The organism is Arthrobacter sp. Cza30, from assembly GCF_059090765.1.
In genome coordinates this window covers 269869-294099 of the sequence record NZ_JBNHGA010000009.1, presented here as the reverse complement: position 1 = coordinate 294099, position 24231 = coordinate 269869, and the positions used below count along the sequence as shown (strand labels likewise).

Annotated in this window: 19 protein-coding genes; 7 read left to right on the top strand and 12 right to left on the bottom strand. The window is 66.8% G+C overall.

The annotated features are described in order from the left end of the window. The first annotated feature begins 34 nt into the window (after positions 1-34). Complete coding sequence (locus AC5RVZ_RS27900) at positions 35-1345, top strand: nucleotide sugar dehydrogenase (RefSeq protein ID WP_494068864.1); 1311 nt, start codon at positions 35-37, stop codon at positions 1343-1345. Then, positions 1342-2451, top strand: coding sequence for an acyltransferase family protein (locus tag AC5RVZ_RS27895; RefSeq protein ID WP_494068863.1), 1110 nt, complete (start codon positions 1342-1344; stop codon positions 2449-2451). Before AC5RVZ_RS27900 ends, AC5RVZ_RS27895 begins: the two co-directional genes overlap by 4 nt. On the opposite strand, the gene AC5RVZ_RS27890 is transcribed toward AC5RVZ_RS27895, so the two are convergent. From AC5RVZ_RS27890 to AC5RVZ_RS27865, 6 genes are all read right to left on the bottom strand, one after another. Beyond that, entirely contained in the window at positions 2424-3857 is a 1434-nt protein-coding gene (locus tag AC5RVZ_RS27890) for a sugar nucleotide-binding protein (protein WP_494068862.1), read from the bottom strand. The genes AC5RVZ_RS27895 and AC5RVZ_RS27890 overlap by 28 nt on opposite strands. Next, the gene (gene rfbB / locus AC5RVZ_RS27885; RefSeq protein ID WP_494068861.1) at positions 3857-4855 is read right to left on the bottom strand and encodes a dTDP-glucose 4,6-dehydratase; all 999 of its coding nucleotides are present in this window, start codon (positions 4853-4855) and stop codon (positions 3857-3859) included. The genes AC5RVZ_RS27890 and rfbB overlap by 1 nt, the downstream gene beginning before the upstream one ends. Beyond that, positions 4855-5724 carry a glucose-1-phosphate thymidylyltransferase RfbA gene (rfbA, locus tag AC5RVZ_RS27880; protein ID WP_494068860.1) on the bottom strand — a complete coding sequence of 290 codons (870 nt, stop codon included), beginning with the start codon at positions 5722-5724 and terminating at the stop codon, positions 4855-4857. Before rfbA ends, rfbB begins: the two co-directional genes overlap by 1 nt. A gap of 48 nt (positions 5725-5772) precedes the next feature. Further along, positions 5773-6690, bottom strand: coding sequence for an NAD-dependent epimerase/dehydratase family protein (locus tag AC5RVZ_RS27875; RefSeq protein WP_494068859.1), 918 nt, complete (start codon positions 6688-6690; stop codon positions 5773-5775). Continuing rightward, on the bottom strand, positions 6687-7691 hold the full coding sequence (locus AC5RVZ_RS27870; protein WP_494068858.1) for a GDP-mannose 4,6-dehydratase: 1005 nt from the start codon (positions 7689-7691) through the stop codon (positions 6687-6689). The genes AC5RVZ_RS27875 and AC5RVZ_RS27870 overlap by 4 nt, the downstream gene beginning before the upstream one ends. Positions 7692-7768: 77 nt before the next feature. After that, positions 7769-10843, bottom strand: coding sequence for an arabinosyltransferase domain-containing protein (locus tag AC5RVZ_RS27865; protein ID WP_494068857.1), 3075 nt, complete (start codon positions 10841-10843; stop codon positions 7769-7771). 70 nt (positions 10844-10913) lie between these two features. On the opposite strand from AC5RVZ_RS27865, the gene AC5RVZ_RS27860 reads away from it, so the two are divergent. After that, complete coding sequence (locus AC5RVZ_RS27860; RefSeq protein WP_494068856.1) at positions 10914-12176, top strand: polysaccharide biosynthesis protein; 1263 nt, start codon at positions 10914-10916, stop codon at positions 12174-12176. Between the two features lie 16 nt (positions 12177-12192). Beyond that, the gene (locus AC5RVZ_RS27855) at positions 12193-13323 is read left to right on the top strand and encodes a glycosyltransferase family 4 protein (RefSeq protein ID WP_494068855.1); all 1131 of its coding nucleotides are present in this window, start codon (positions 12193-12195) and stop codon (positions 13321-13323) included. Positions 13324-13326: 3 nt separating this feature from the next. Here the strand turns inward: AC5RVZ_RS27855 and AC5RVZ_RS27850 are convergent, their stop codons facing one another. After that, complete coding sequence (locus AC5RVZ_RS27850; RefSeq protein ID WP_494068854.1) at positions 13327-14229, bottom strand: decaprenyl-phosphate phosphoribosyltransferase; 903 nt, start codon at positions 14227-14229, stop codon at positions 13327-13329. Positions 14230-14342: 113 nt separating this feature from the next. Between AC5RVZ_RS27850 and AC5RVZ_RS27845 the strand changes: the two genes are divergently transcribed. Beyond that, positions 14343-14957, top strand: a complete 615-nt coding sequence (locus tag AC5RVZ_RS27845) for a histidine phosphatase family protein (RefSeq protein WP_494068853.1) — start codon at positions 14343-14345, stop codon at positions 14955-14957. A gap of 93 nt (positions 14958-15050) precedes the next feature. Next, positions 15051-16172: a glycosyltransferase family 4 protein gene (locus tag AC5RVZ_RS27840; RefSeq protein ID WP_494068852.1), complete on the top strand. Its 1122-nt coding sequence runs from the start codon at positions 15051-15053 to the stop codon at positions 16170-16172. On the opposite strand, the gene AC5RVZ_RS27835 is transcribed toward AC5RVZ_RS27840, so the two are convergent. The 5 genes from AC5RVZ_RS27835 to AC5RVZ_RS27815 are packed head-to-tail and all read right to left on the bottom strand — an operon-like array spanning position 16173 to position 22890. Continuing rightward, positions 16173-17414 carry an oligosaccharide flippase family protein gene (locus AC5RVZ_RS27835; protein ID WP_494068851.1) on the bottom strand — a complete coding sequence of 414 codons (1242 nt, stop codon included), beginning with the start codon at positions 17412-17414 and terminating at the stop codon, positions 16173-16175. Beyond that, a complete protein-coding gene (locus tag AC5RVZ_RS27830) occupies positions 17411-18541 on the bottom strand; it encodes a glycosyltransferase family 4 protein (RefSeq protein ID WP_494068850.1) in 1131 nt (376 codons plus the stop codon). Before AC5RVZ_RS27830 ends, AC5RVZ_RS27835 begins: the two co-directional genes overlap by 4 nt. A gap of 5 nt (positions 18542-18546) precedes the next feature. Further along, complete coding sequence (locus tag AC5RVZ_RS27825) at positions 18547-19746, bottom strand: glycosyltransferase family 2 protein (RefSeq protein WP_494068849.1); 1200 nt, start codon at positions 19744-19746, stop codon at positions 18547-18549. Beyond that, positions 19730-20962 carry a glycosyltransferase family 4 protein gene (locus AC5RVZ_RS27820; RefSeq protein ID WP_494068848.1) on the bottom strand — a complete coding sequence of 411 codons (1233 nt, stop codon included), beginning with the start codon at positions 20960-20962 and terminating at the stop codon, positions 19730-19732. Before AC5RVZ_RS27820 ends, AC5RVZ_RS27825 begins: the two co-directional genes overlap by 17 nt. 5 nt (positions 20963-20967) lie before the next feature. Then, a complete protein-coding gene (locus AC5RVZ_RS27815; protein WP_494068847.1) occupies positions 20968-22890 on the bottom strand; it encodes a DUF6541 family protein in 1923 nt (640 codons plus the stop codon). Positions 22891-23083: 193 nt separating this feature from the next. Here AC5RVZ_RS27815 and glf point away from each other — a divergent pair, with 193 nt between their 5' ends. After that, entirely contained in the window at positions 23084-24220 is a 1137-nt protein-coding gene (gene glf / locus AC5RVZ_RS27810) for a UDP-galactopyranose mutase (RefSeq protein WP_494068846.1), read from the top strand. Positions 24221-24231: the final 11 nt, after the last annotated feature.

Here is a 24231-nt window from a genome sequence, read left to right as displayed (position 1 = left end):
AAGGTGCACCGGACCGGCGCCATAGAATCGAGTCATGCGCATCGCCGTCGTGGCCCTCGGAAAGATCGGTCTCCCTCTAGCCGTGCAGTTCGCCGACTCCGGCCACGAGGTGATCGGGGTTGACGTCGATGCTGCAGTCGTCCGAAGCGTGAACGCAGCGGTGGAGCCCTTTCCGGGCGAGTCCGACCTGCAACTCAAGCTGTCCGAAGTCGTCTCTGCTGGTCGGCTACGAGCGACGACCGAATACGGGGAGGCCATCCCAGGCGCGGATGCCGTCGTGGTCGTCGTTCCCCTCTTCGTCGACGACACGACGTGGGAACCGGACTTCGCGTGGATGGACGCAGCGACTCGCGCGCTAGCGGAGCACCTGACGCCGGGCACCCTCGTATCGTACGAGACCACGCTCCCGGTCGGCACAACGCGAGGCCGGTGGAAGCCGATGCTCGAGCAGGGATCCGGCTTGGTCGAGGGCCAGGACTTCCACGTCGTATTCTCCCCGGAGCGGGTTCTGACCGGACGGGTGTTTGCGGACCTGCGTAGGTATCCCAAACTGATCGGCGGTCTCTCAGATGCGGGCGCGCACCGCGCGCGCGACTTCTACGAGCAGGTGCTCCAGTTCGACCCGCGTGAGGACCTCGCACAGCCGAACGGCGTGTGGGACCTGGGATCGGCGGAAGCGGCGGAGATGGCGAAGCTCGCAGAGACGACGTATCGCGACGTGAACATCGGCCTCGCCAATCAGTTCGCCCTGTTCGCGGCCGACCACGGCGTGAACGTGTACGACGTCATCGAGGCGTGCAACTCGCAGCCTTACAGTCACATACACAGGCCGGGGATCGCGGTGGGGGGTCACTGTATCCCCGTCTATCCGCGCCTGTACCTGGCGACCGATCCGGATGCCGACATCGTACGCACGGCTCGGGTGCTCAACGCGTCGATGCCGGAGCGCCTGGTAGCTCGCGCTGAAGCGACGCTCGGTTCGCTCTCCGGGCTCCGCGCCGTGATCCTTGGCGCAGCCTATCGGGGGGGTGTGAAGGAAACGGCATTCTCCGGCGTGTTCCCGACTGCCCGCGCCCTGCAGTCCCGCGGGGCAGAGGTGCTCGTTCACGATCCGCTGTTCGGCGATGAGGAGCTTCGGGCACTGGGCCTCGAACCGTATGAAGAGGGCGACCCTGTCGACATCGCCATTCTTCACACAGATCACAGCGAGTACCGGACCCTCGCCCCGTCGCGACTGCCGGGCGTGCGTCTGCTGGTTGATGGCCGCAACGCGACGGATGCGGCGCTCTGGGTCGGCGTGCCACGGATCGTCGTCGGAGCAAGCCCGGCGGCAAGCCTGAAGTGAGGGAGCCCGCGGGGGACCGCATCGAGTGGATCGATATCGCGAAGGCGATCGCCATCCTCTTGATCGTGGTGTACCACACCAGTCTGTGGTTCACGGCATACGTGCTGCCCGAGGCCGCGGTCAGCAGTCGCAGTGTGGCTTTCTGGCAGACCCTCAGCCGCGCACTCATCCCCGTGAGGATCCCGCTGTTCTTTCTCGTATCCGGCATCCTCGCTCAGCGCGCAGTTCGCCGGCCGTGGCGAGAACTGACTCGTACAAGATTTCTGTCCCTGCTCTGGCCTTTCGCCGTGTGGACGGTGTTGATCGCTGTGCCTTGGAGCTATCGGGTCGCCTACAGCGATCCGCTGGCGAACGTGGAGATGGCTGGCACAGCGCTGATATTCGCAGGAACGCACTTCTGGTACTTGCCGGCGCTCGTCGTCTTCATCGCGACGGCCAAGCTGCTGGCGAATCACCCAGCGATCGCGTTGGGTGGCTCCGCCGCGGCCGTGGTCATCGCCGCATTCGGCATGACCTGGTTGACGAACCTTCTTGGTCCGGTGCTCGGCGTCAACGTCTACCGCTGGCTCACGTTCGCCATCTGGTTCATGATCGGCTGCTTCCTGCGCTCCCTCGTCCAGAAGGTGGCATCGTCGAGCATCATCGTTGCGATCGCCGGGGTCGGCGCGTTCACCGCGTTACGCTGGGTTCTCCTTCAATTCGGCTCGAACGTCGCCGTCGCGACCGCATTGACGATCGTCGGCATGATCTCGATGGTGATCCTGTGTCGCTTGCTGTCACGATCCCGAGCGGCGAGACGGCTGGGACGCTTTCTCGCCGGACGAACCCTTGCCATCTACGTCGGGCACGCTTTCGTTCTGGAAGTGATCGCAGTCGCGGTTGAGTATCTGAGACGACGAGGGATCGCCGCCCCGGCGGGGGACGCGGTGATCAACGGGCTCTTCGTCCCCGTAGCGGTCGCGACCGTCGTATCCGTCAGTCTCGGCATGTACGCGCTCTGTCGACGTCTCGGCTTGGGGTGGCTGTATTCGCCTCCGGCCCGGTTCTCAACTCCCTCGAGGGGTTCCAAGGAGTCCCGTCAGTCCTCGGCCCGCGAGCGCGCCTGAGCGCCCAGGTGCTCGGGCAGCGTCTCGTCCCAGTGCCTGCTGCGAAAGCCGAGCGCTTGCATCCTGGTCAAGTCCAGGACGCTGTTGCGCGGCCGTGGTGCGACGGGCGTCGTCGCGGAAGCGAAGTACTCGGCCGTCGACACCCCGCGCACGCGTCGGGGATCATGCCCCATAAGCCGGAATACCCCACGGGCGATCTCTGCCCAGGTCGTCGGGTCGCCCGCGCCGGTCAGGTTGTACACGCCGTAGGGTGCACGCGTTTCGAGAAGATGGCGGATGCCGCGGGCGATGTCGTCGGTGAATGTGAGGCGCCCGTGCTGGTCATCCACGACGGCTGGGTCTGCGCCGCGCTCAGCCAGCGAGGCCATCGTGCTCACGAAGTTCTTGCCATCGCCGATGACCCATGACGTTCGGACGATGTAGTGGCGTGGCACAGTGGCGACGATCGCGTCCCCGGCTGCTTTCGTCTGACCGTATACGCCCAGCGGACACACGGGGTCGTCCTCGCGGTACGGTCGCGCGGCAGTGCCGTCGAACACGTAGTCGCTCGACAGGTGGACGAGAGTCAGGAAGTTCTCTGTTGCGACTCGGCAAAGGGCGGCGACTCCGGCGACGTTCGCCGCCCACGCGTCGCGTCGGCCCTGGTCGGTCTCTGCAAGATCGACCGCTGTGAAGGCCGATGCGTTGATGATGGCGCCGTAGTCGCGCCAGCGGCGGGCGGACGGCAGCAGCGGGTCTGTGACGTCGAGGTCGGATCGGGTTGCGAACTCCACGTGCGGTTCATCAGCGAACTCCGAGCGCAGCGCACGGCCCAGCTGTCCCCCCGCGCCGAGCACAAGGATCTTGCGCGGGCGCACCGGAGTCACGTCGGCCAGGCGTGGATGTGACCGATCCTTCGCTGAGATCTCCACCTCCTGCAGCGGAATCGGCCAGTGGATGCCGACCGTCTCGTCAGCGAGATTCAAGAACGAGTACGACGCGTCCGGCGACCAGTGGTCGTTCACGAGGTAGGTGTACGCAGTCGCCGGCTCGAGCGTCTGATATGAATTGCCGACGCCGCGGGGAACGAACACAGCGCGTGACGGATCGAGCTCTGTTGCGTAGGCCGCGCCGAATGTGGGTCCCTCACGCAGATCAACCCAGGCGGCGAAGATGCGGCCGGTGGCGACGGACACCCATTTGTCCCACGGCTCTGCGTGGATGCCGCGGGTCGTGCCGACGGCGTCGTTGAACGAGACGTTGTTCTGCACGGGGCCGAAATCGGGCAGCCCGAGTGCAGTCATCTTCTCCCGCTGCCAGTTCTCCTTGAACCACCCGCGCTCGTCGCCGTGCACCGGCAGGTCGAAGACGAGCAGCCCCGGGATCGGGGTCCCCATCGCCGTCAGGCGTTTCCCCAACTCGACCATCACTGGCCCTTGCTCGCATAGAACGCCTCGACGGCGTCCTTCGCATCGGCCCACCACGACTCGTTGTCCCGATACCACTGGATCGTTGCCGTAAGTCCAGCCTCGAAGTCGCGGTACCGGGGGGTCCAGCCCAGTTCCTCCCGCAGCTTCGAGGAATCGATGGCGTAGCGCAGATCGTGGCCTGGGCGGTCGGTGACGTGATCGTACGCGTCCCGCGGTTGGTCCATCAGCTCCAGAATGAGCTCGATGACCTCTCTGTTGTTGCGCTCACCGTCCGCGCCGATGAGATAGGTCTCTCCGATCGCGCCCTTCTCGATGATCGTCAGCACGGCCGAAGAGTGGTCGTCGGCGTGAATCCAGTCCCGCACGTTCTCGCCCGTGCCGTAGAGCTTGGGTCGGATGCCGCGGATAACGTTCGTGATCTGCCGAGGTATGAACTTCTCGACATGCTGACGGGGGCCGTAATTGTTTGAGCAGTTGGAGATCGTAGCCGGCACACCGAACGACCTCACCCACGCCCGCACGAGCAGATCGCTGCTCGCCTTGGTCGAGGAGTAAGGGGACGAGGGGTTGTACGGTGTCGCCTCGGTGAAGCGCTGCGGGTCGTCGAGCTCCAGATCGCCATACACTTCGTCTGTCGAGATGTGGTGGAAACGTGTGCCGTGATGGCGTGCCGCTTCCAGCAGCGTGTAGGTCCCCATGACGTTGGTGTCGAGGAACGGACGCGGATCGTGCAGCGAGTTGTCGTTGTGCGACTCGGCGGCGAAGTGGACGACGGTGTCGACCTTCGAGAACAGCATGTCGACGAGGGCAGCGTCTGTGATGTCGCCTTGCACGAAATCGAACCGGTCGTGCGGCAGTCCGGCGAGAGACGTTCGGTTGCCCGCATACGTGAGCTTGTCTATCACCGTGACGTGATGGTCGGTGTTGCGCATCACATGGTGCACGAAGTTCGACCCGATGAAGCCGGCGCCGCCGGTGACGAGCAGACGGTCCATCACCGCTCCCGGTCCAGCAAGTCGAGGAGGTAGGAGCCGTACCCTGACTTGACGAGTCGCTCGGCCCGCGCCCGAAGCTCGTCATCGTTCAGGTAGCCCTTGCGCCACGCCACCTCCTCGGGAACGCCGATGCTGAGACCCGTGCGCCTCTGTACCGTGCGGACGTAATCTGCGGCATCCGTCATCTGATCGAAGGTCCCGGTGTCCAGCCACGCGGTGCCGCGCCCGAGTACCTCGACCTGGAGCCTGCCCTGCTCCAGGTAGGTGCGATTGACGTCGGTGATCTCGTACTCGCCGCGAGCGCTGGGCGACAGGCCGCGGGCGATGTCCACCACGCCGTTGTCGTAGAAGTACAGTCCCGGTATCGCGAAGCTCGACTTCGGATCCGCCGGTTTCTCCTCTATGGAAACCGCTCGTCCCTCGGCGTCGAACTCGACAACACCATACGCTCCAGGGTTCGCGACCCAGTAGGCGAACACCGCCGCCCCGTCGATGCCCTCGAAACGGGTCAACCGGGTTCCGAGGCCGGGGCCGTAGAGGAGGTTGTCTCCCAGGATCAGTGCGACCTCGTCGGAGCCGATGAAGTCCGCCCCGATCGTGAAGGCCTGCGCGAGTCCCTCAGGCGCGGGCTGCTGAGCGAACCTGATGGAGATGCCGAACTGCGACCCGTCGCCGAGCAGGCGTTCGAAGAACGGCCCATCATGCGGCGTGGTGATCACCAGGATGTCACGCACGCCGGCGAGCATCAGCGTCGACAGCGGGTAGTACACCATCGGCTTGTCATAGACCGGGATGAGCTGCTTGGAGACGCCGAGGGTGATGGGATGCAACCGCGTCCCCGAGCCCCCAGCGAGGATGATTCCCTTCACGGCTCCATCGTGGCATATGCGTCGGCGCGCACACGCGAGTCCCGCGTGTCAGCCTGCGACGGCGTCCGCCACGGTCTGATCGAGCGGGATCTCGGGTCGCCAGCCGAGTTCCGAGGCGATGCGTGTGTTGTCGCCGACGATGACGGAGGGGTCGGTCGCTCGCGTCCGCGATGGATCGATGCGCACTTCCGGGACGTCGACGCCGAGCGAACGGCAGACGAGCTCCAATATCTCCCGCCCCGACCGTGAACGGCCGGACGCCACGTTGTACACCCCGTTCTGCAGCGTCGGCGCTGAGATCATCCGCAGGTACGCCCGCGCCACGTCCCGGACGTCGGTGTAATCGCGTCGGGTGTCGATGTTGCCCGTCTCAAGCGTCCCGCGTGGCGGAAGCGCATGGAGCCGCGCCAGCAGGTCGGGAAGGAGGAAACCGGGACCCTGTCCTGGGCCGATGTGGTTGAACGGCCGCGCCACCACGACATCCAGCCCGCGCCGACGGTAATACGCAAGCTGATTCTCGACGAGGACCTTACTGACGACGTAGGGCGAGGTGAAGTCGATGGGATGCTCCTCGCCGCGAGGCGACTCGTCGTCGAGGACATTCGCATACACGGCCCCTGTGCTGACACCGAGAATGCGACCGCCGCCGCCCGCCGCCAGGCGGGACTCGCACAGGTTGGTGACCATCGCGCTGTTGCCCTCGATGTACTCCTGTGGTCGATCGAACGACGCGCCGACGGCTGCCAATCCGGCCAGGTGGATCACCGGAGCGTCGGCGGGGGCGGAGCTCGGCCATTCACGACGCAGATCCGCTGTGAGGATGTCGTGCACATCGATGCTGGCCGCGGTGTCGACGGGCGTGCTGCGCACGATCCCGATCACATCCCAGCCTCGCTCGGCGGCCAGCCGAGCCAGGTGGCGCCCGACGAATCCGTCGACGCCCGTGACGATCAGGGGCTTCGTCATACGACGGGTTGCGTTGCGGCGGCGACCTTGAGATCGTGCGCGACCATCAGCCGGACCAAGCCCGGGAAGTCGACCTGACGGCGCCAGCCGAGTACTCGCTCAGCCTTGCTCGGGTCGCCGAGGAGGATGTCCACTTCGGCCGGTCGCATGTAGGCGGGGTTCTGCACCACGTACGGACGCCAGTCGTCAACGCCGATCTCGGCGAACGCGAGTGTGAGGAACTCCTCGATGGAGTGCGTCTCCCCGGTGGCGAGCACGAAGTCGTCCGGCACGTCATGCTGCAGCATCCGCCACATGCCTTCGACGAAGTCGCCGGCGTATCCCCAGTCTCGCTTCGGCCACAGGTCGCCCAGCTCGATGTGGTCCTGCAGGCCGAGCTTGATTCGCGCGACGGCGTGGGTGATCTTCCTCGTGACGAATTCCACGCCCCGGCGCTCGCCCTCGTGATTGAACAGGATGCCGCAGGCGACGAACATCCCGTAGCTCTCGCGGTAGTTCTTAGCGATCCAGTGTCCGTATAGCTTCGCAACGCCGTATGGGCTCCGCGGGTGGAAGAGCGAGTCCTCGTTGTAGCCCGCGCCGGGACGGTTGTAGTCCAGCCCCCCGAACATCTCGGACGTGGAGGCCTGATAGATGCGAGTGGTCTGTTCCCGTCCGGTGACGCGGACCGCTTCCAGCACGTTCAGAACGCCCTTCGCGGTCACGTCCGCGGTCAGCGTCGGGTTCTTGAAGGAGTATCCGACATGGCTGACCGCCGCCAGGTTGTACAGCTCGCGCGGGTCGGAGGTCTCCACCGCTCGGACGAGCGAGGTGGGGTCGGTGAGGTCGCCTTCGATCAACCGGACGTAGGGGAGGTCTCGCTCCACGAGCTCACGACGCGGGTTGTTCTGCCCGCGGATCAGACCGAAGACCTCGTAGCCCTTCTCGTGGAGCAGTTCGGCGAGGTGACCACCGTCCTGACCCGTGATTCCGGTGATCAGAGCGCGAGGGGACTCAGTCATCGTTCTTCCTTCGTGTGGGGATAGTGGGCGGCTGGTTCGCACGCGACCGCATCGATCGCGGACCGACCGATGAGAGCCTAATCGACGATCAGCTGGGAGGCGGGGTCGAACGCGCTCCGCCAGCCCGGGGCGGTGACCCACGTCTGTGTCAGGTCGTAGGCGTGCGAGGCGGTCGGGAATTCGAACAGGTGCACTCGGCCCCACGTGTTGTTCAGCGTCTGTCCCACGCCAGTCGCGGGCGTGTTGACGAGTGCGAGTCGCTGAACGCCGGCAAGGGACCCGCCGCGCGAGCCGATCCAGATGTTGTCGATGCCGTTGGGGCCGTACGTCGTGGCGAACACCGGCGGCTCGATGACACCGCGAGCGATGGTCATCGGGCGATCGCACGGGAACCAGAACGCCTGCGTCCAGCCCACCGCCGTCGGAGCCCCCGGCGCGGCGACGTCGTGCAGCGTCGTCTTGTCGGCGATCGCCGGCGCGGAGACCGATACGTCTGCCCCGTCCGCCGCGGATATGTCCTCAGCGAGGATGCGCAACTCCACGGTGCTTCCGCCTGCGGGGGTGGGGATGAGAAGCGTCGTCCAGCCCGAGCGGGGCGCCGAGTCCACGAGAGGGATCGTCTCCGTCTTGCCGCCGGATCGGACTTCCGCGTTCAGCACGCCACGCGTCCTTGTCGAGAAGTCGCCCGAGACGAGCACTCCGACATGCTGGTCATCCGTCAGGTCAGGAACCGAGTACCACTCGCTCGCCAGCGAGCCGACTCCCTGCGCGGAACCGCGAGTCGTCCACGCCGCGACGCGAGCCGTCGCCGGCAGCTCCACGTCAGTGGCGGAGATCGGCTCGAATCCTTGCGTCGATGTGGTCCCGCGGGCGGTGGTGAGTGGAGTCCCGCTGGCCGCGTCCCAGATGCCGATGGCTTTGTCGGGGAGGCACCGGGAGCCGGTGGGATCCTGCAGGTTGGCCTTGCTGACGGTGAAGCCGTCATGAACCGTCGCGAGTCGTGCGAAGGTACCGAGCAGGTCAGTACCGACGGCCCCGAAGAACACCGCGACGAGCGCTGTCAGCCCGTAGAGCGCTGCTGGCGCCTTGGACGAGCCCAATCGCCTCCGAACCAGGATGAGCGATACCGCGAGGATGACGACAGCGAGGGCCGCCCAGACGACGTCTTCTCCGAGCGAGATGCCCAGCACGGCCGGCCGGCCCCGGTTTCCGATGCCGTCTCCTTCGCCCCACTCGTAGGCCCACCAGTCCGGGCCGCGCATGGACAGGATCATCGCCGGTACGACCGAGGCGAGCGCGACGGGAGCGAGCCACGCTGGAAGGCGGCCGTCACTGCCTCGCACTTGCGCGATCAGACGCGGGATGCCGACGCACATCGCCACGATGAACAGCGGTCCCACTGATGCGAGTGCACCGAAATGATGGGTCCACTTGCTCGTCGTGATCCACATGAGGATGAAAGACAGAGCGAACGACCACCCCACGAGGGAGAGAGGTGCAGGCTTCGCGAAGGGGGACGCCCGTCGTGACCATATGGCGAAGACGACGAACCACACCAGAAGGACGAGGCCCACGAGCACGACGGACCGTCTCGCGAAGGAACCCATCGGGATGTCGGCCCACAGCAGACTGTAGCGGCGGAACTCGTCGACCCAGCTCAAGGGCGTTTCCACCAGCGCGAAGCGCTTCTGTCCCGTGAGCATGTCGCTCAACGTGCCGTCGTTGAACGCGGCGAACAGCGCCACCGTGCTCGTACTTGCGACGGCGATCGTGCGGGCGACGGCTGCGCTGAGCGGGGACCCATCCCGGGCGATCACCCATAGGGTCGGGATCGCGAGGATCACCGGCGCAGCCGCCACGATGCCGATGGGATGTGCCGCGAACGACAGTCCCGCTATGCCCACGGCGATCGCGGCGGGCACGAGTCGGCGGGTGCGGTGTGCACGCCACAGAAGGGCGATGACGACGATGGCCGCCATCGCGGCGAACGACTCCGGGCGCGCGCCGATGGAGTAGCTGGCCCACCAGACGAACGTGACCAGAGCAAGCAGCAGCCGCGACGCCTCCGTGAACGCCCAGCCTCGGCCGACGAGCAGGCGGTTGAGGATGCTGCGCGAGACGAACCATCCCACGATCGCGAAGACGAGGGACGGCACACGCAACCAGACAGGGCTGCGGCCGCCGACGTGCTGCCAGACGTCGAAGAACTGCCACAACCATGTGAATGGTGTGAACGTCTGATTGAACATCTGGAAGTAGTTGCCGACGTAGCCTGCTTCCGTCGCGTTGTAGGCCATCACCGCGTAGTAGCCGTCGTCGTCCGTCATCGGCCCGATGAAGACCCATGCGGTCAGCAGGATCACGATCACTGCGTCGGCGGGTGACAGCGACCGCAACGCGCGCGTCAGACGTCGTCGAGCGCGCTGCGTGAAGGGTGTGCGACCTGGAGATCGGTTGGAACCGACACCATGCCCGCGCACGCGGTCGTCCCGGTGCAGCATGACCATGACCATGACGAGGGCGACAAGCAGCACAACGAGGAGGGCGACCTTGCCGATCGTGGGCCTGCTGTTCGAATCGTCCACGATCTGGGAACGCACAGACAGGTCGGCCGCCGGAATCCCCTCGGCGTCCGTGATGAGCGCGTCCACTTGCGGCGGGAGAGTGTCCGAATCCGCCACGACGTGCCCATTCCGGGTGATGGCGGTCCCGTGGATCGACGAATGCACCTCCCAGCGGTCGGTGGCGACTATGGGCCATGACCAGTCCTCGCCGCCGGTGGCTATGGTGACCGCTGCCTCGTCAGCGGTCACCACAAGCCCCGTGGTGTCGGCATTCGGCGCTCCAGGCCGGATCGTCGCGAGGACGGTGCCGCCGGCAGACGCGGCAGCTCGCGCCGCCTCCCCGGTGAACGCCACCTCGAGCGTATGCGGCGTCTGGTTCGTGAGCAGCAGAGTGGTGCTCTCGGTCGCGCCGTCCACGACGGGCCACGAGATGTCCACCCGCGACTGCTCCACCGGTGCGAGGGGGAGTGCCGCACCCGCAGCGATGGCGATGATTCCGGCGAGCATCGGCGGGAACCAGGACGATGCGGCGATGCGTCGGAGCCGTGATGAAGACAAGCCGGCGTCCGCTCGGGCCACTGACGTCATACTGAAACCGTCCTGTCCGCTGCCGCATGACCCGCGGAGTCCCGGGCGGCGAGTCGAGTAACCTCAGAGAATGATACCCAGTCGGCGCGCCGGGGTTCGTGCTGCCCACGCGCTGACCGCGACGGTGATCGCCGGGGTCCTGACGTACGTCGTCCTCGCCCTCGTCTCCCGGACAGTCGAGGACGGCGCGTTCGACCAGTTCTCGGTTTTCTGGTCGATCTCCCTCATCGTGGGCTTCGGCTTCTTTCTGCCTGTAGAGCAGGAGGCCGCGCGCCTGAGTCGGGACTCGTCGGTCGGGACCGCCCTGCTGCCCACGATGATGCGAGCAACTCTCACGGTGGGGATCGGCGTCGTCATCATCGGGTGCCTTTCGCTGCCGCTGCTGAGTGGTGTGCTCGGCCTATCGCCGGCGCTCGCAGCGGCATGCGTAGCCATGGTCGTCGCGTCGGCCGTCCAGTTCGCGGCGCGCGGCCGGATGCTGGCGACATCGCGCGACACGGCCTTCGTGAACCTGCTGATCCTTGACACAGTCCTGCGCGTCGCACTGCTGGGAGCCGTCGCGCTGGCAGCTGTCCTCATCCCGCTGGTCGACGCCGACGCCTGGTACGCCTTCGCGCTCATCGCGGCGATCGTCGGCGCCCACGCGTGGGCGGTACCGTGGCGCTCCTGGGCGCCGCAGAACCCCGCGGTGGTTGCGGCGTTCCGGAAGGCTGTGGTCCTCCTGGTTGCGACGAGCCTCTGCGCGCAGATCCTCGTCAACGCAGGACCGATCGTGATTCAGGCCTTGGAGCCCTCGACCGGGTCAGCGGGCGCATTCCAGGCCTCGTCCACTCTCGCCCGGGTCCCGCTGGCGATGATCACGCCTGTCCAAGCGATGCTCGTCGGGCCGCTGGCCGCACTCGCGATCGCCGGCGACGTGGATGCGATCGCCGCGACGATGCGGCGCGTGGCGATCGCCGCCATCGGTCTGGCGCTCGTCGGCGGCGCCGCCGCACTGTTCATCGGGCCATGGCTGGTGGATTCCATCTTCGGTGCCGGTCGCGCTCTTCCCGGACCCGACCTCGCGCTGCTCGTGGTGGGCGTGATCGTGCACGTAGCCCTCATCGTGTTCACGCAGGCGGTCATCGGCGCGGGACAGCACATCTCCGCCCTGATGGCGTGGGTGATCGCGCTCGGCGGCGGCATCCTCGTTTTCATCGTTGCGTTGGCGTCGGCCGGGCCGGTCCTCGCCGTCGAGCTAGGCTTCGGCGTCGGGTCGGCGGCCGGTGCCGTCGTCGCCTACGTCGCGCTCATTCGGCGTGCGCACATCGCCGCGCAGCGGCGTGAACACTGATCGGAGGTCCACACACGTGGCCAGAATCGTCATCGGCGTCAACTACTACTCGCCGTATGTCAGCGGCCTCACCAATGTGGCACGCGACGTCGCCGAGGGCCTCGCATCCCGCGGCCACGCCGTGACGGTCGTGGCGTCTCAGCATGATTCGTCGCTGCCGCTCGATGAGGTCATCAACGATGTGCGAGTACGTCGGTGCCCGGTCCGCCTGCGTATCGGCAAGGGCGTTGTCAGTCCCTCGTTCGTCGGAACCATCCTCGAGGAGGCCCAGTCAGCTGATGCAGTGAACTTGCACGCCCCCATGCTCGAGGCGGGTCTCGTCGCGCGCCGCCTGGCACAGCGCGGGACTCCGCTCATGTTCACCTACCAGTGCGACATCAGTCTGCCTCCCTCCGTCATCGGCAGAATGCAGGCACTCGCGATGGACGCTTCCACACGTGCAGCGGCATCCCGCGCCTTCGCGAACGTCGTGTCGTCGGCTGATTACGCGGAGCACTCCAGGGTGGCCGGCTCACTCGCGCACCGCCAGGTGGTGATCGCGCCAGGCTGCCACCTGCGGACCGGTGGATCGCCGAGCCTGCGAGAGACGGAGGGGCTGCATGTCGGTTTCCTCGGCCGCATCGTCGAAGAGAAGGGCATCGAGTACCTCGTCGATGGCTTCGCGGCCTATCCCGACCCCGATGCTCGACTGCTTCTCGCCGGTGACTTCGCGAACGTCGCGGGCGGCTCCGTCATCGAGCGGGTGCGTGAACGCATCGGAAACGACGACAGGATCCGCGTACTGGGTTTCCTCGACGACGCTCGATTGGACGACTTCTATGCGTCGATCGATACGTTCGCGCTTGTCTCGGTCAACGCTTTCGAGGCATTCGGGATCGTGCAGGTGGAGGCGATGATGGCGGGGGTGCCCGCCATCGCCAGCGACATGCCGGGCGTTCGCACGCCGGTTCAGGCCACCGGGTTCGGTGAGATCGTTCCGCCTCGCGATCCGGTCGCCATCACAGAGGCGCTCGCGCGGCTGCAGTCGTCGTCGTACGACGCAGTGGCGGCCGCGAAGCTGGCCCGGGATCTCTACCACGTGGACCGAGCCACCGACGCGTACGAGGAGCTCATCGCACGGGCGATGGCGACTCGCGTGGCCAGATAGGCGCTATGCCCACAGCCGGGAAGCGTAGAGCGCGATGATGAGCGTCGCCACCCACAGTGCCGCCAGCAGTTGCAGGGACCGGTCGCGAAGCGCGATGTCCTCCGGGGTTTCGGCGTCTCCCCGGTCGATGTGCTGGCAATAGCGGAAGATCGCGAGGATGAAGGGAACGACCGACAGTGACACCCACAGCTGGCTTCCTCCCGCTGCTCCCGAAAACGCCCATTGGGTGTAGCTGAGCACCAGAATGGCCGCTGCCGCCTGCCATACGAAGCGGAGGTACGACGGCGTGTAGCTGCGAAGCGCGCCGCGAGCGGACGACTCCGATCCCGGCTCGGATTCGAGGAGGATCTCCGCGTATCGCTTACCCGAGACCATGAGCAGCGAGCCGAAGACAGCGACGAGTAGGAACCACTGCGAGAGTTCGACACCGGTCGCCGCGCCGCCGGCGATCATGCGCAAGAGGAACCCGGATGACACGACGGCGATGTCGGCAAGCGCGACGTGCTTGAGCCAGAAGCAGTAGGCAAGCTGCACCACGTCGTACAGGACTATGACGACGAGCAGCTCCCAGGATGCCGTGATGGCAACGGCGAGGCCCGCAAGGAAGAGAACCACCGCGCACGCGACCGCCATCCCGACCGGCACGACGCCTGCTGCGATCGGGCGGTTGCGCTTGGTGGGGTGAGCGCGGTCCGCCGCAACGTCCTTCGAGTCGTTGACGAGGTACACCGCCGAGGCCGACACGCTGAACGCCACGAACGCGATGAGCCCTGTGACGACAGTTCGCGGTTCCACGATGGTGCCGGCGGCCAGGGGCGCCGCGAAGACGAGCACGTTCTTGAGCCACTGTCGCGGCCGTGCGGTGCGGATGAGCCCGGTGGCCACCGACCTTGTCGGAGTCGACACGCTCGGGGTGAGATCTGGCTCGGTTATGGCAAGCTCCAGAGTTCGGGCTCGGGGTGAGTGCACGTCTACGCTAACTGACGGAGGATCCGAAACGGTGCGGGGAGGCTGTGACCATGGGCGCATCGCGCGTTCACCTGATCAGGCATGGGGAGGTCGAGAACCCGACGGGTGTCGTGTACGGCAGGCTTCCTGGCTTCCACCTTTCGGAGCGCGGGCGACGACAGGCCGCGGCAGCGGCGGCAGCGCTCCGCGAGATGGGCGCGGACGTTCGCCGCGTGTTCGCCTCTCCGCTCGAACGGGCTCGCGAGTCAGCCGCTCCCATCGCGGAGGCGTACGGGCTCGATGTCGAAACCGACGAGGACTTCGTCGAAGCGACGAGCCGACTCGAGGGGAAGCCGTATGACATCAGCCTGCAGATCCTCGCCCGCCCGGCCGCGTGGCCTTTCCTGGTCAATCCGTTCCGCCCCAGTTGGGGTGAGGCTTATGCACAGGTCCACTCCCGCATGGTGCGCGGCATCCGCAAGGCGGCGGACGCGGTCGACGGCGGCGATGTCGTGATCGTCTCGCATCAGATGCCGATCTGGGTGATCGCTCGACGCGGCGTAGGGCGTCCGCTGTACCACGACCCCCGCCGCCGTGAGTGCGCCCACTCGAGCATCACGACATTCGAGTTGGCGGGGGAGACGCTCACTCGCGTCGCGTACGCGGACCCGGGGGCGGCCGTCTGATTCGCTGACCATCGATGCGCGCCTGCGCTCCATGCCGTCTCTCCGCCGCACGACCGCGGGGCGTCACGGAGACGATGATCTACGCTGGCCTCTATGCCGAAACCCGTCGACGCGTCCGACCGGCCGATCGGAATCGATGCTCGGGCGGCGGCGGAGGTGCCCGCAGGTCGCGGTCGATACGTCCGCGAACTCCTCAGCGCCCTGGAGCGCATCCCCGAAACAGCTGACGAGCGATTCATCCTGTACGCGCGGGAGCCGTGGGGCGACCTGGATCCTCGACGTTTCCGCTGGTCGACCATCCCGCTTCCCGACCCGGCATGGAACGTCGCCGCCGGCATCCGAGCCAGCCGTGAGACACGCGCGTTCCTCTCGACCAACAGCTATCTCACGGCGTGGTTCACACGCGTGCCTACGACCGTGGTGGTTTACGATCTGGTGCCGTTCGTCACCGACGATGTGGCTCAGCGCCGTGCCGCCCGCATCGAACGCGCGACGATCAAGCCGGCTCTGCGACGCGCGGCGTCGCTTCCATGCATCTCTGAGGCCACCCGTGTCGACCTCGAGCGGCTCTTTCCCGGCGTCGCGGGCAAAACCGTTGTGACGCCTCTTGCTGCGGACGGCTCCTTCTTCGAACCGGTTGCCGAGACCGGTCATCCGGAGTTGGAGCGGCCGTACGTGCTCGCAGTGGGCACATTGGAGCCGCGGAAGAATTTGGAGCGGCTGCTCGACGCGTGGCTCCGGCTCGCTCCGGATCTGCGTTCGCGATACGACTTGGCACTCGTCGGCCCGCGCGGCTGGGACGACGCCGACATCGTCACGAAGGCGACAGCCACCCGCGCACGCCTCCTGGGAAGAGTCACGGACGCGCAGCTGCGCGCCCTCTATGCCGGAGCTTCGGCGTTCGCCTATCCCTCGCTGTATGAGGGATTCGGCTTGCCCCCCTTGGAAGCGATGGCTGCGGGAGCGCCCGTGCTCACATCCGACGTGTCGAGCCTGCCCGAGGTCGTCGGGGACGCAGCCGTCCTCGTGGACCCGCATGACGTGGACGCGATCGCGAGCGGATTGACACGCATCCTCACCGATCCGGTCCTGGCGGACGACCTCCGGCGGGCCGGGCGAGCGCGCGCGGCATCATTCAGCTGGAACCGCACGGCTCAGGAGACCCTGAATGCCGTACGCAGCACGATCGGAAGCGCTGTCGTCCGCCGCCGCTGATCAGGTCGTGATCGGTTCCGTGGCGTCGAGCCTTCGCATGGCCGCTCGGCATGTCCGCCAGAGCAGCACCGTTGCGGCGCCCTCCGTGGCGGCGTACCCGATGGCGGCACCCAGAGGGCCCCACGGCAACGTCAGGATGACCATCGCCGGTACACCGACAGCCGTTCCGATGAGCGTGGCGCGGACGACGCTGCCGGCCTCGCCTGCAGGGAAGAGGATATGGCGAGTCATCGATGTGCGCACTGAGAAGAAAGCGAACGTCAGCCCCATGGCGACGAGGATGGCTGTCGTCGCGGAAGCGTCAGCACCGAACAGCACCGTGCTGACCCACGCCCCGGCCACACTCAGTCCGAGCCAGCCAATGACACCGATCGCGGCATGCGCCCCGAGCGACAACCGCATCCTGCGGCTCCGTGCACGCCCGTGCGCCTCCGCGATCCACGCCTGGAGAGCGTTGGCGAGGGTAACGGGGATGAACTGACCCAGTTTGAGCATCTTGTCCGCGGATGCGAAGCCCGCTGCTTCCGCTGGAGCAGCCGTCACCGCGACCAGTGGAGTCGGTACGTTGGAGTAGGCGCCGAGTGCGACGTCATTCAGCGCGACGGGCGCTCCCGAGCGGAGCAACCGGCGGAGGTCGCCACGAACCGGCCAGGCACCCTCGTAGCGGCGGAGCGCGCGCAGGGTGAAGGCGCCGGTGCCGAGGAGCGTGACGAGGACCCCCGCCAACGGATACACCTCGACGGGAGCGCCGTACGCGATGACCACCGCGCTGATGGCCGCCAGGCTCAGACGCGGAACGGAGTCGTAGAGGACGATCGAGCGAGGTTCCCCCACGCCCGCGGAGAACCAGGTGAAGGACAGGGCGATGAGCGCTCCCTGCAGCCCCATGAGGACGGAGAGCCACTCGGTCCCCGGCGCTGCCACGAGCCAGCACACCGCGCCCATAGGAGGCAGGGCCACGACGGCGATCAGAAGGCGAATCACGAGGGATTCCCTGTAGAGGGTCCCGCGCTCCCTGTCATCTCGAGCAATCGAAACGAGCGCCGGTCCGATGGCAGCCCACCCGTAGCCGATCAGGATGGCGGCGACTGTGCCCACCGATTCGCCGGCGATGGCGGACGCCCACCCGGCTTGCCCAGCAGACCGCGCGACGATCGGAAGGACGAGGAGCGGCGAGATGGCGGCGATCGCCGGTACCAGGAAGAAGAGGCCCATCCGTCGCCACAGGGGCGACGCAGTCACACGGGCCCCCCGGCGGATCCGGCCAGCGCGCTGAGGATCCGGGCGGTGCCGCGAGCGGATTCCTCCCACGTGAAGCGAGCGGATCGCTCCAGACCGGCATTCCGCCGGCGATCGTTGGGGCGGTCCCGGATCGCGGCGACGATCGCCGAGCCGAACCGCTCGGGCGATCGCGCGTCGGCATAGAGCGCCGCATCCCCACCGACCTCGCGGAGAACGGGCACGTCGTTGGCCAGAACGACGCATCCTCGCCGCATGGCGTCGATGACAGGAAGTCCGAACCCTTCATCGAGCGACGGACATGCGTATACGTCGGCCACCGCGTACAGCGACTCAAGCTCCTCGCGGGAGACCCAGCCGGCCAGCACGACATCATTCGTCAGCCGGAGCTCGTCGATAAGCGGCGCGAGAGGGTCGCGACCACGCGATCCGGTGACGATCGTCAAGGGCCGGTGTTCAGGCGGGATCGTGGCGACAGCACGGAGCAGTCCCTCGAAGTTCTTGTGCGGCAGCCGATTGCCCGTGCTCAGCACGACCGGTCTTCCCGGGCGGATGCCGAGTCGTTGCAACGTGCCCCACGGATCTGCGGCGGCCTCGGGAGCGGTGGTGCCATGCGGCACGACGTGGATACGGCCAGGCTCCACGCCGATGACCTCGACGATGGCGGACTTGGCCGATTCGGATGCCGTGATCACGGCATCCGCGGTCCGTGCGGTCGCGCTGATCAGCCGAGCAGTCACGGCACGCAGCGTCCGTTGGATCAGCGGTCCGCCTTTCGCATGGTAGATCACGTCATGCACAGTCGACACGCGTCTCACGCCGCGGGTGACAGGACCGAAGTTCGCGGGCGTCCACACGACATCAGCGCCGATGCGCCGAGCCGTCTTGTTCACCGTGATGAGCTCGCCGAGAGCCCACGTCGCCCGGTCGGCGCCGACCCAGCGTTGCACGTAGACGTCTCCGGGGAAGAAAGCCCGTACGCGTTCGGCACCTGACCGGTTGGTCACGGCGGCGAACGAGGCGCCCGGAAGCAATGCGGGCAACCGCGTGGCGATCTCACGAGCGTAGGTCTCTGTGCCGCCGCGTGTCCCCGTAAAGCCGAGTAAATCGACCAGGATGCGTTCGGACACGCGCGTCAGCTCTCGATGACGGCGTCGACGTTGGTCTCTCGCCGAGGAATCGTCAGGACGCCCGAGTAGAAGCTCATCATCATCGTCTGGAACCCGAGCATGATCCCCAGAGCGCTCGGAATGGCGATGCGGACCACCTCGGTGGCATCCTGCGGGCCGAAGTCCAGACTGCCCCAGCGGATGACCTGGATCACGCCGAGCAGTATGCCGAAGAGGAACAGCGCCAGCCCTGCGAGGAGTCCCCGCTCGGCACTCCACCGGGCCACGATGGCTCGATAGCGCGGGCTCGTGGGCAGGAACGCCTCTTGGGTCGCATAGAGCTTCGTGAGCCAGAAGAACAGCAGGGCCTGGTATCCGATCACGCAGAGGGCGCTGGCATACACCATGGTGGTCACGTCGAACCCGACGGCTCCGATCCGCACACCGCCGAAAGAGAGGATGCCGACGGCGATCGCGCCTAGGAAGAACGCCACGAGTCCGGGATAGACGAAGAGCCAGCGCGGGGCGAACAGGAGCAGGAAGCGGAGGTGGCGCCAGCCGTCGTGCCAGCTGCGCAGATGGGGCGGGCGCGATCGGCCGTCCTTCTTGAGGGTCGTCGGCACCTCTCGGATCCGATACCGGGCCAGGGACGCCTTGACGACCATCTCGGAGGCGAACTCCATGCCGGTGGTCTGCAGGTTGAGCTCGCGGATTCGCGCGGCGTTGAACCCGCGCAGTCCGCAATGGAAGTCGCCGATGTTGGGGCGGAAGAACAGCTGGCCGATGCCTGAGAGCACGGGGTTGCCGAGGTACTTGTGCAACGGCGGCATGGCTCCCGGCGCGATACCGCCCGCGAAGCGATTGCCCATGACCAGGTCGTCGCCCGCCCGGAGCCGCTCGACGAACGGATCAAGATTCTCGAAGTCGTAGCTGTCGTCCGCGTCGCCCATGATGATGTAGGCGCCTCGGGCGTGTTCGATGCCGTTGATCAGAGCCGCCCCGTACCCACGTCGCGGCGCGCGCACCACCCGTGCGCCGAGGGCGGTGGCGATCTCCTGAGACCCGTCGGTGCTGCCGTTGTCCGAGATGAGGACCTCGCCCGAAATGCCCGTCCGAGCGAGAAAGCCCTGGGCCTTTCGGATGCAGACCGCGATCGTCTCCGCCTCGTTGAGGCAGGGCATCAGGATCGTGAGTTCGACGGTATTGACGTCACTCGGCTGATTCATTGTGGTCCTTCGGATCGATGTCCGCCGCGACGGAGCCTTGAGTCGGATTCTGGCGTGTCGGCGAGCCCGTCACCTCTGCGAGGATCGCCTCGACCGTGCGTTCGACAGTGCGCGTTCGGACGGCCTCTTCGTACCACGCGCGGGTCGATCGGCGGAGGGCATCGCCACCCTCGATCGCAGCGACGATGGCCTGGGCGAGGACGTGCGCCTCTGTCGAGGCGGCCACGAAGCCATTCGTGCCCGGCTCGATGAGTTCTGTGGCGGCGTTGCCCTCGTCCTCGACCAGGACGACAGGTGTCCCGTGCGCCGCCGATTCGACGACCACCAGACCGTAGCCTTCCCTACGAGACGGGTTCACGAGTGCAGCGGCCGCGCCCATCAGGCCGTCAAGCTCTTCCTGCGAGACGAACCCCGGCTGCTCGGTCCACGCGCCGGCTCCCGCGGCGTCGATCGCCGCCCCGATCTCCGGCGAGCTGGGTCCTGATCCCAGCACGACGAGCCGCAGCCCCGGTACGCGCTCCCGCGCGAGCGCGACCGCGGCCGGAAGGGTCTCGACCCGCTTGTCGGGAATGTGGCGACCGGCGTAGAGCACGTAGGGGGGATCGGCGGCCTCGGTTGCCCGGCTCGCGGCTTCTCCGTCGATCAGGCCGGGGCTGACGAGAAGCCGGCCCCGCAGACCCTCGGTCCGCAGCGCTCGCGCCGTGAGCTGTGAGTGGCACGTTGCGACCGGCGTGACGGCCACCGCGGCGCGCTGAAGGAGCCAGGCGACATGACCCGTCAGGGGCCCCGCGTACTCGACCCACTGGGCGCGCCCCCAGACTTCGAGGTAGTCGACGACCACGGGGGTCCTGGATCCCGCCAAGGCGAGCTGCGCCGCGAACACGTTGAGCACGGGCAGCCCGCTCACGATCACCGCCGCGTACGTCCTCCGCCGTCGGCGCAACGCGCGGAACAAGCCCCATGCGAAGGACAGCGCCGCGCGGCTCCGCCTGACGCCTGCGTCGTCGTAGAGCCGCAGCGGTCCCGTCACGGGCACCACCTTCATCTCGCCGGCATCCGGCGACTTCCCATCCGGCCATTGCTGGGCGGTGAGGTAATGCACCGGCCAGCCGTGAGCGGCGATCCACCGGGCGTACGAGCGGTACAGCCGCTCGCCGCCTCCGGTGGTGTAGGGGAAGAGGCAGTCGTAGGCGACGGCTATTGGAGCGTTCGACATGCCAGTCAGCATCCTTCGATCTTGAACAGTCGCGCCGAGCCCTCCGCGTCCACGAGCACCAGCTCATCGGACGGCTCGAGGTCGTTGAGTCCCCTTCGGTCCAGCCCCTGACCAGGATCGTCGAAAACGTTCTGGGACCCGAAGTCGAGCACGTGTGTCACACCCAGCCGCGTCACCGCTTCGCAGACGCGAGAGTCGGTGGAGATGTATCTCAACCGGGTGTCGATGAGCTCCTCGTCCTCGGACCTGCTCCCGAACATGTGGCGCTCCAGCACCTCACGGTCGGCGAGCGCGTAAGCCAGCGATCCACCTGTCCACGGGTTGGCCGCGATGACCGCATCAGGCGGAATGCTGTCGTCGAGCCGCGAGAGGAGTTCCTTCTCGTCCGTGCTCAGCAACGGCGCGGTCTCGGTGTACTGGTAGCTGACGCGCGCGGAATCGGCCATAGCGAGGACATTCGGACCGAAACCAACGGAGAACAGGGCCGCAGCGGCGATCGGAGCGATGACCGCCGGAAGGGCCCGGGGTACCGAGAGACGTCGAACGAGGCGGCGAGCCATCGAGACGACGGCGACTGCGCCGAGAGTCGCGACCGGGATGGCGGCTATCGGAAGAAGGGCGGCCAGACGGTACGAGTCGTTGTACCACGGGTTCGTCACCATCTCTCGAAGGAAGTTCTCCCTCGGCGTCCCGGATACGAGGACGAACATGAATCCCGCGACGGCGAACGGCACGACGACGACGACCCATCGAGGACGAACCACGGCGGCGATCAGGCCGGCCACGATCAGCAGGGACACGAGCGGGGTGAGCGGAGCATCGCCGGGCGAAGCGAACAGCGCCTCGCGCAGGGCGTCGCCGGTGCCCTGCCAGGGCCCCCATCGGGACATCTCCCAAGGAGTGCGGGAGAACCGCCACAGCGCCGCTCCGGCGGCGAGCAGCACCACGCCGATCGCCCCGTTGACGATCCACGTCGTCCGCGATCGTGCGCGCATGGCCGCCGTCATCAAGACGACGAGAGTCGAGAACGTGCCGAGGGCGAACAGCGCGAGGAAGGCGTTGGGATGCCCGAGGCCGACTCCTGCGCAGACCACCAGCAGCAGAACCGCCGCGCGCACCCGATGCGGGGTCGAGCGGGCCCGCAGCAGGAGGCAGAGCGCCGCCAGTCCTGCTGCTATGAGGGAGTAGCCCGTCGCGTTCGGGTAGAGAACGCCGAAGAACATGAGCAGGATGGGGAAGGCGCCGAACCCGGTCGCCAGCGCCCCGGAGGCGACGAGAGCTGTCGCTCGATCACGGAAGAGTGCTGCGCCCAACGCCATGCAGGATGCCGGCCACACGACTGCGCCGATGGCCACGTTCGTCGCGTTGACGGCGACCGGAACGCCGGCTCCGGTCATCGCCGCGGACATCGTCACGAGCGCATGCCAGGCGTTGGGATAGAAGCCGATGTCGGAGGTGGCGCCGATGGTCCACGGTGACGCGCTGCCGGCATCGAGCGCATAGCGGATGGAATTGAGATGGACGACGTTGTCGAACGTCTGCGAGATGTGTTCAGGGCCGATGAAGACGGAGGTCAGCTGCGCAACGATGATCACGGAGGCGGCGAGAAAACCCGCTGAAGCGGCGACGACCTGACGAGGCGCCGGCGGAGCGGGGTGCTCGGGCCCCACCCAGCGGCGAAGCGCGTACGCCGCTGCTCCAGCCACGATCGTGAGCACCGCCACGGGAAGGGGGGACCACGGCACGCCGATCACGTCGGCCAAGGCGGCCGAGACGGCGACGATCGCCACAGAGATCGCGGGCGCGAGGAAGTACAGTCCTACGGGGCGAGCGCTCCAGCCGGCGAGTCGGACGACGGTTCCGGGAATGATGATGAAGGCGAGGACGACGAGGAAGGGAGGCACTGCGGCCAGCCAATCGCCTATCATTCCGGTCCTGTCTACGCGGGGGGCACAACAGTCAGCCATCGTAACGGAGCCGTCCTGGACGGCCGCCGTCGCTGCCGGCGTGGGACCCCGGGTTGATGCCCGGCGGAAGGGGCAAGCGCACTCATTAGACTGGAGCGGGCGTCATGGTCGCATCAGACCGATGGCGCTCGATCACAGAGGGGCGTGTTTCTCCATGGATGTTCTCGTCGTCGGCTCGGGCTTCTTCGGGCTCACGATCGCCGAGCGGGCGGCCGAGGCCGGTCGCAAGGTCACCGTCATCGATCGCCGCGACCACATCGGCGGCAACGCGTACAGCGAGGATGAGCCCGAGACCGGCATCGAGGTGCACCGCTATGGCGCCCACCTGTTCCACACCTCGAACCCGGCCGTGTGGGAATACGTCAACCGCTTCACCAGCTTCACGAACTACGTCCACCGTGTGTACACGAACCACAGAGGCGTGGTGTACCCGTTGCCGATCAACCTCGGAACGATCAATCAGTTCTTCCAGGCCGCGTATACGCCGGACGAAGCGCGCGCGCTCGTGCAGGAGCTGGCCGGCGAGTTCGATCCGAAGTCGGCGCAGAATCTCGAGGAGCGCGGCATCGGATTGATCGGCCGACCGTTGTACGAGGCATTCATCCGCGACTACACCGCCAAGCAGTGGCAGACCGATCCCAAAGAGCTGCCGGCAGAGGTCATCAGCCGTCTTCCGGTGCGATACAACTACGACAATCGGTACTTCAACGACACCTGGGAGGGTCTGCCCACCCACGGCTACACGGCGTGGCTCGAGCGCATGGCAGACCACCCCAACATCGAGGTCAAGCTCGGGACGGACTTCTTCGACGAGTCCCAGCCTTTGAACAAGAGGGTCACGGTGGGACAGCTGCCCATCGTCTACACCGGACCGGTCGACCGGTATTTCGACTACGCCGAGGGCGCCTTGTCGTGGCGAACGCTGGACTTCGAGGAGGAGGTCCTCGATGTGGGCGACTTCCAAGGCACCTCGGTGATGAACTACGCCGATGCGGATGTGCCCTTTACGCGCATCCACGAGTTCAAGCACTTCCATCCGGAGCGCGCCGACCGCTATCCGGCGGACAAGACGGTCATCATGCGAGAGTTCTCGCGCTTCGCTTCCCGCGACGACGAGCCGTACTATCCGGTGAACACTCCCGAGGACCGTGCCGGGCTGCTCGCCTATCGGGACCTCGCCAAGGGTGAGAAGGATGTGTTCTTCGGTGGGCGCCTCGGAACGTACCAGTACCTCGACATGCACATGGCCATCGGGTCGGCGCTGTCGATGTGGAACAACCAGCTCGCCTGAGCGGCTCCCCA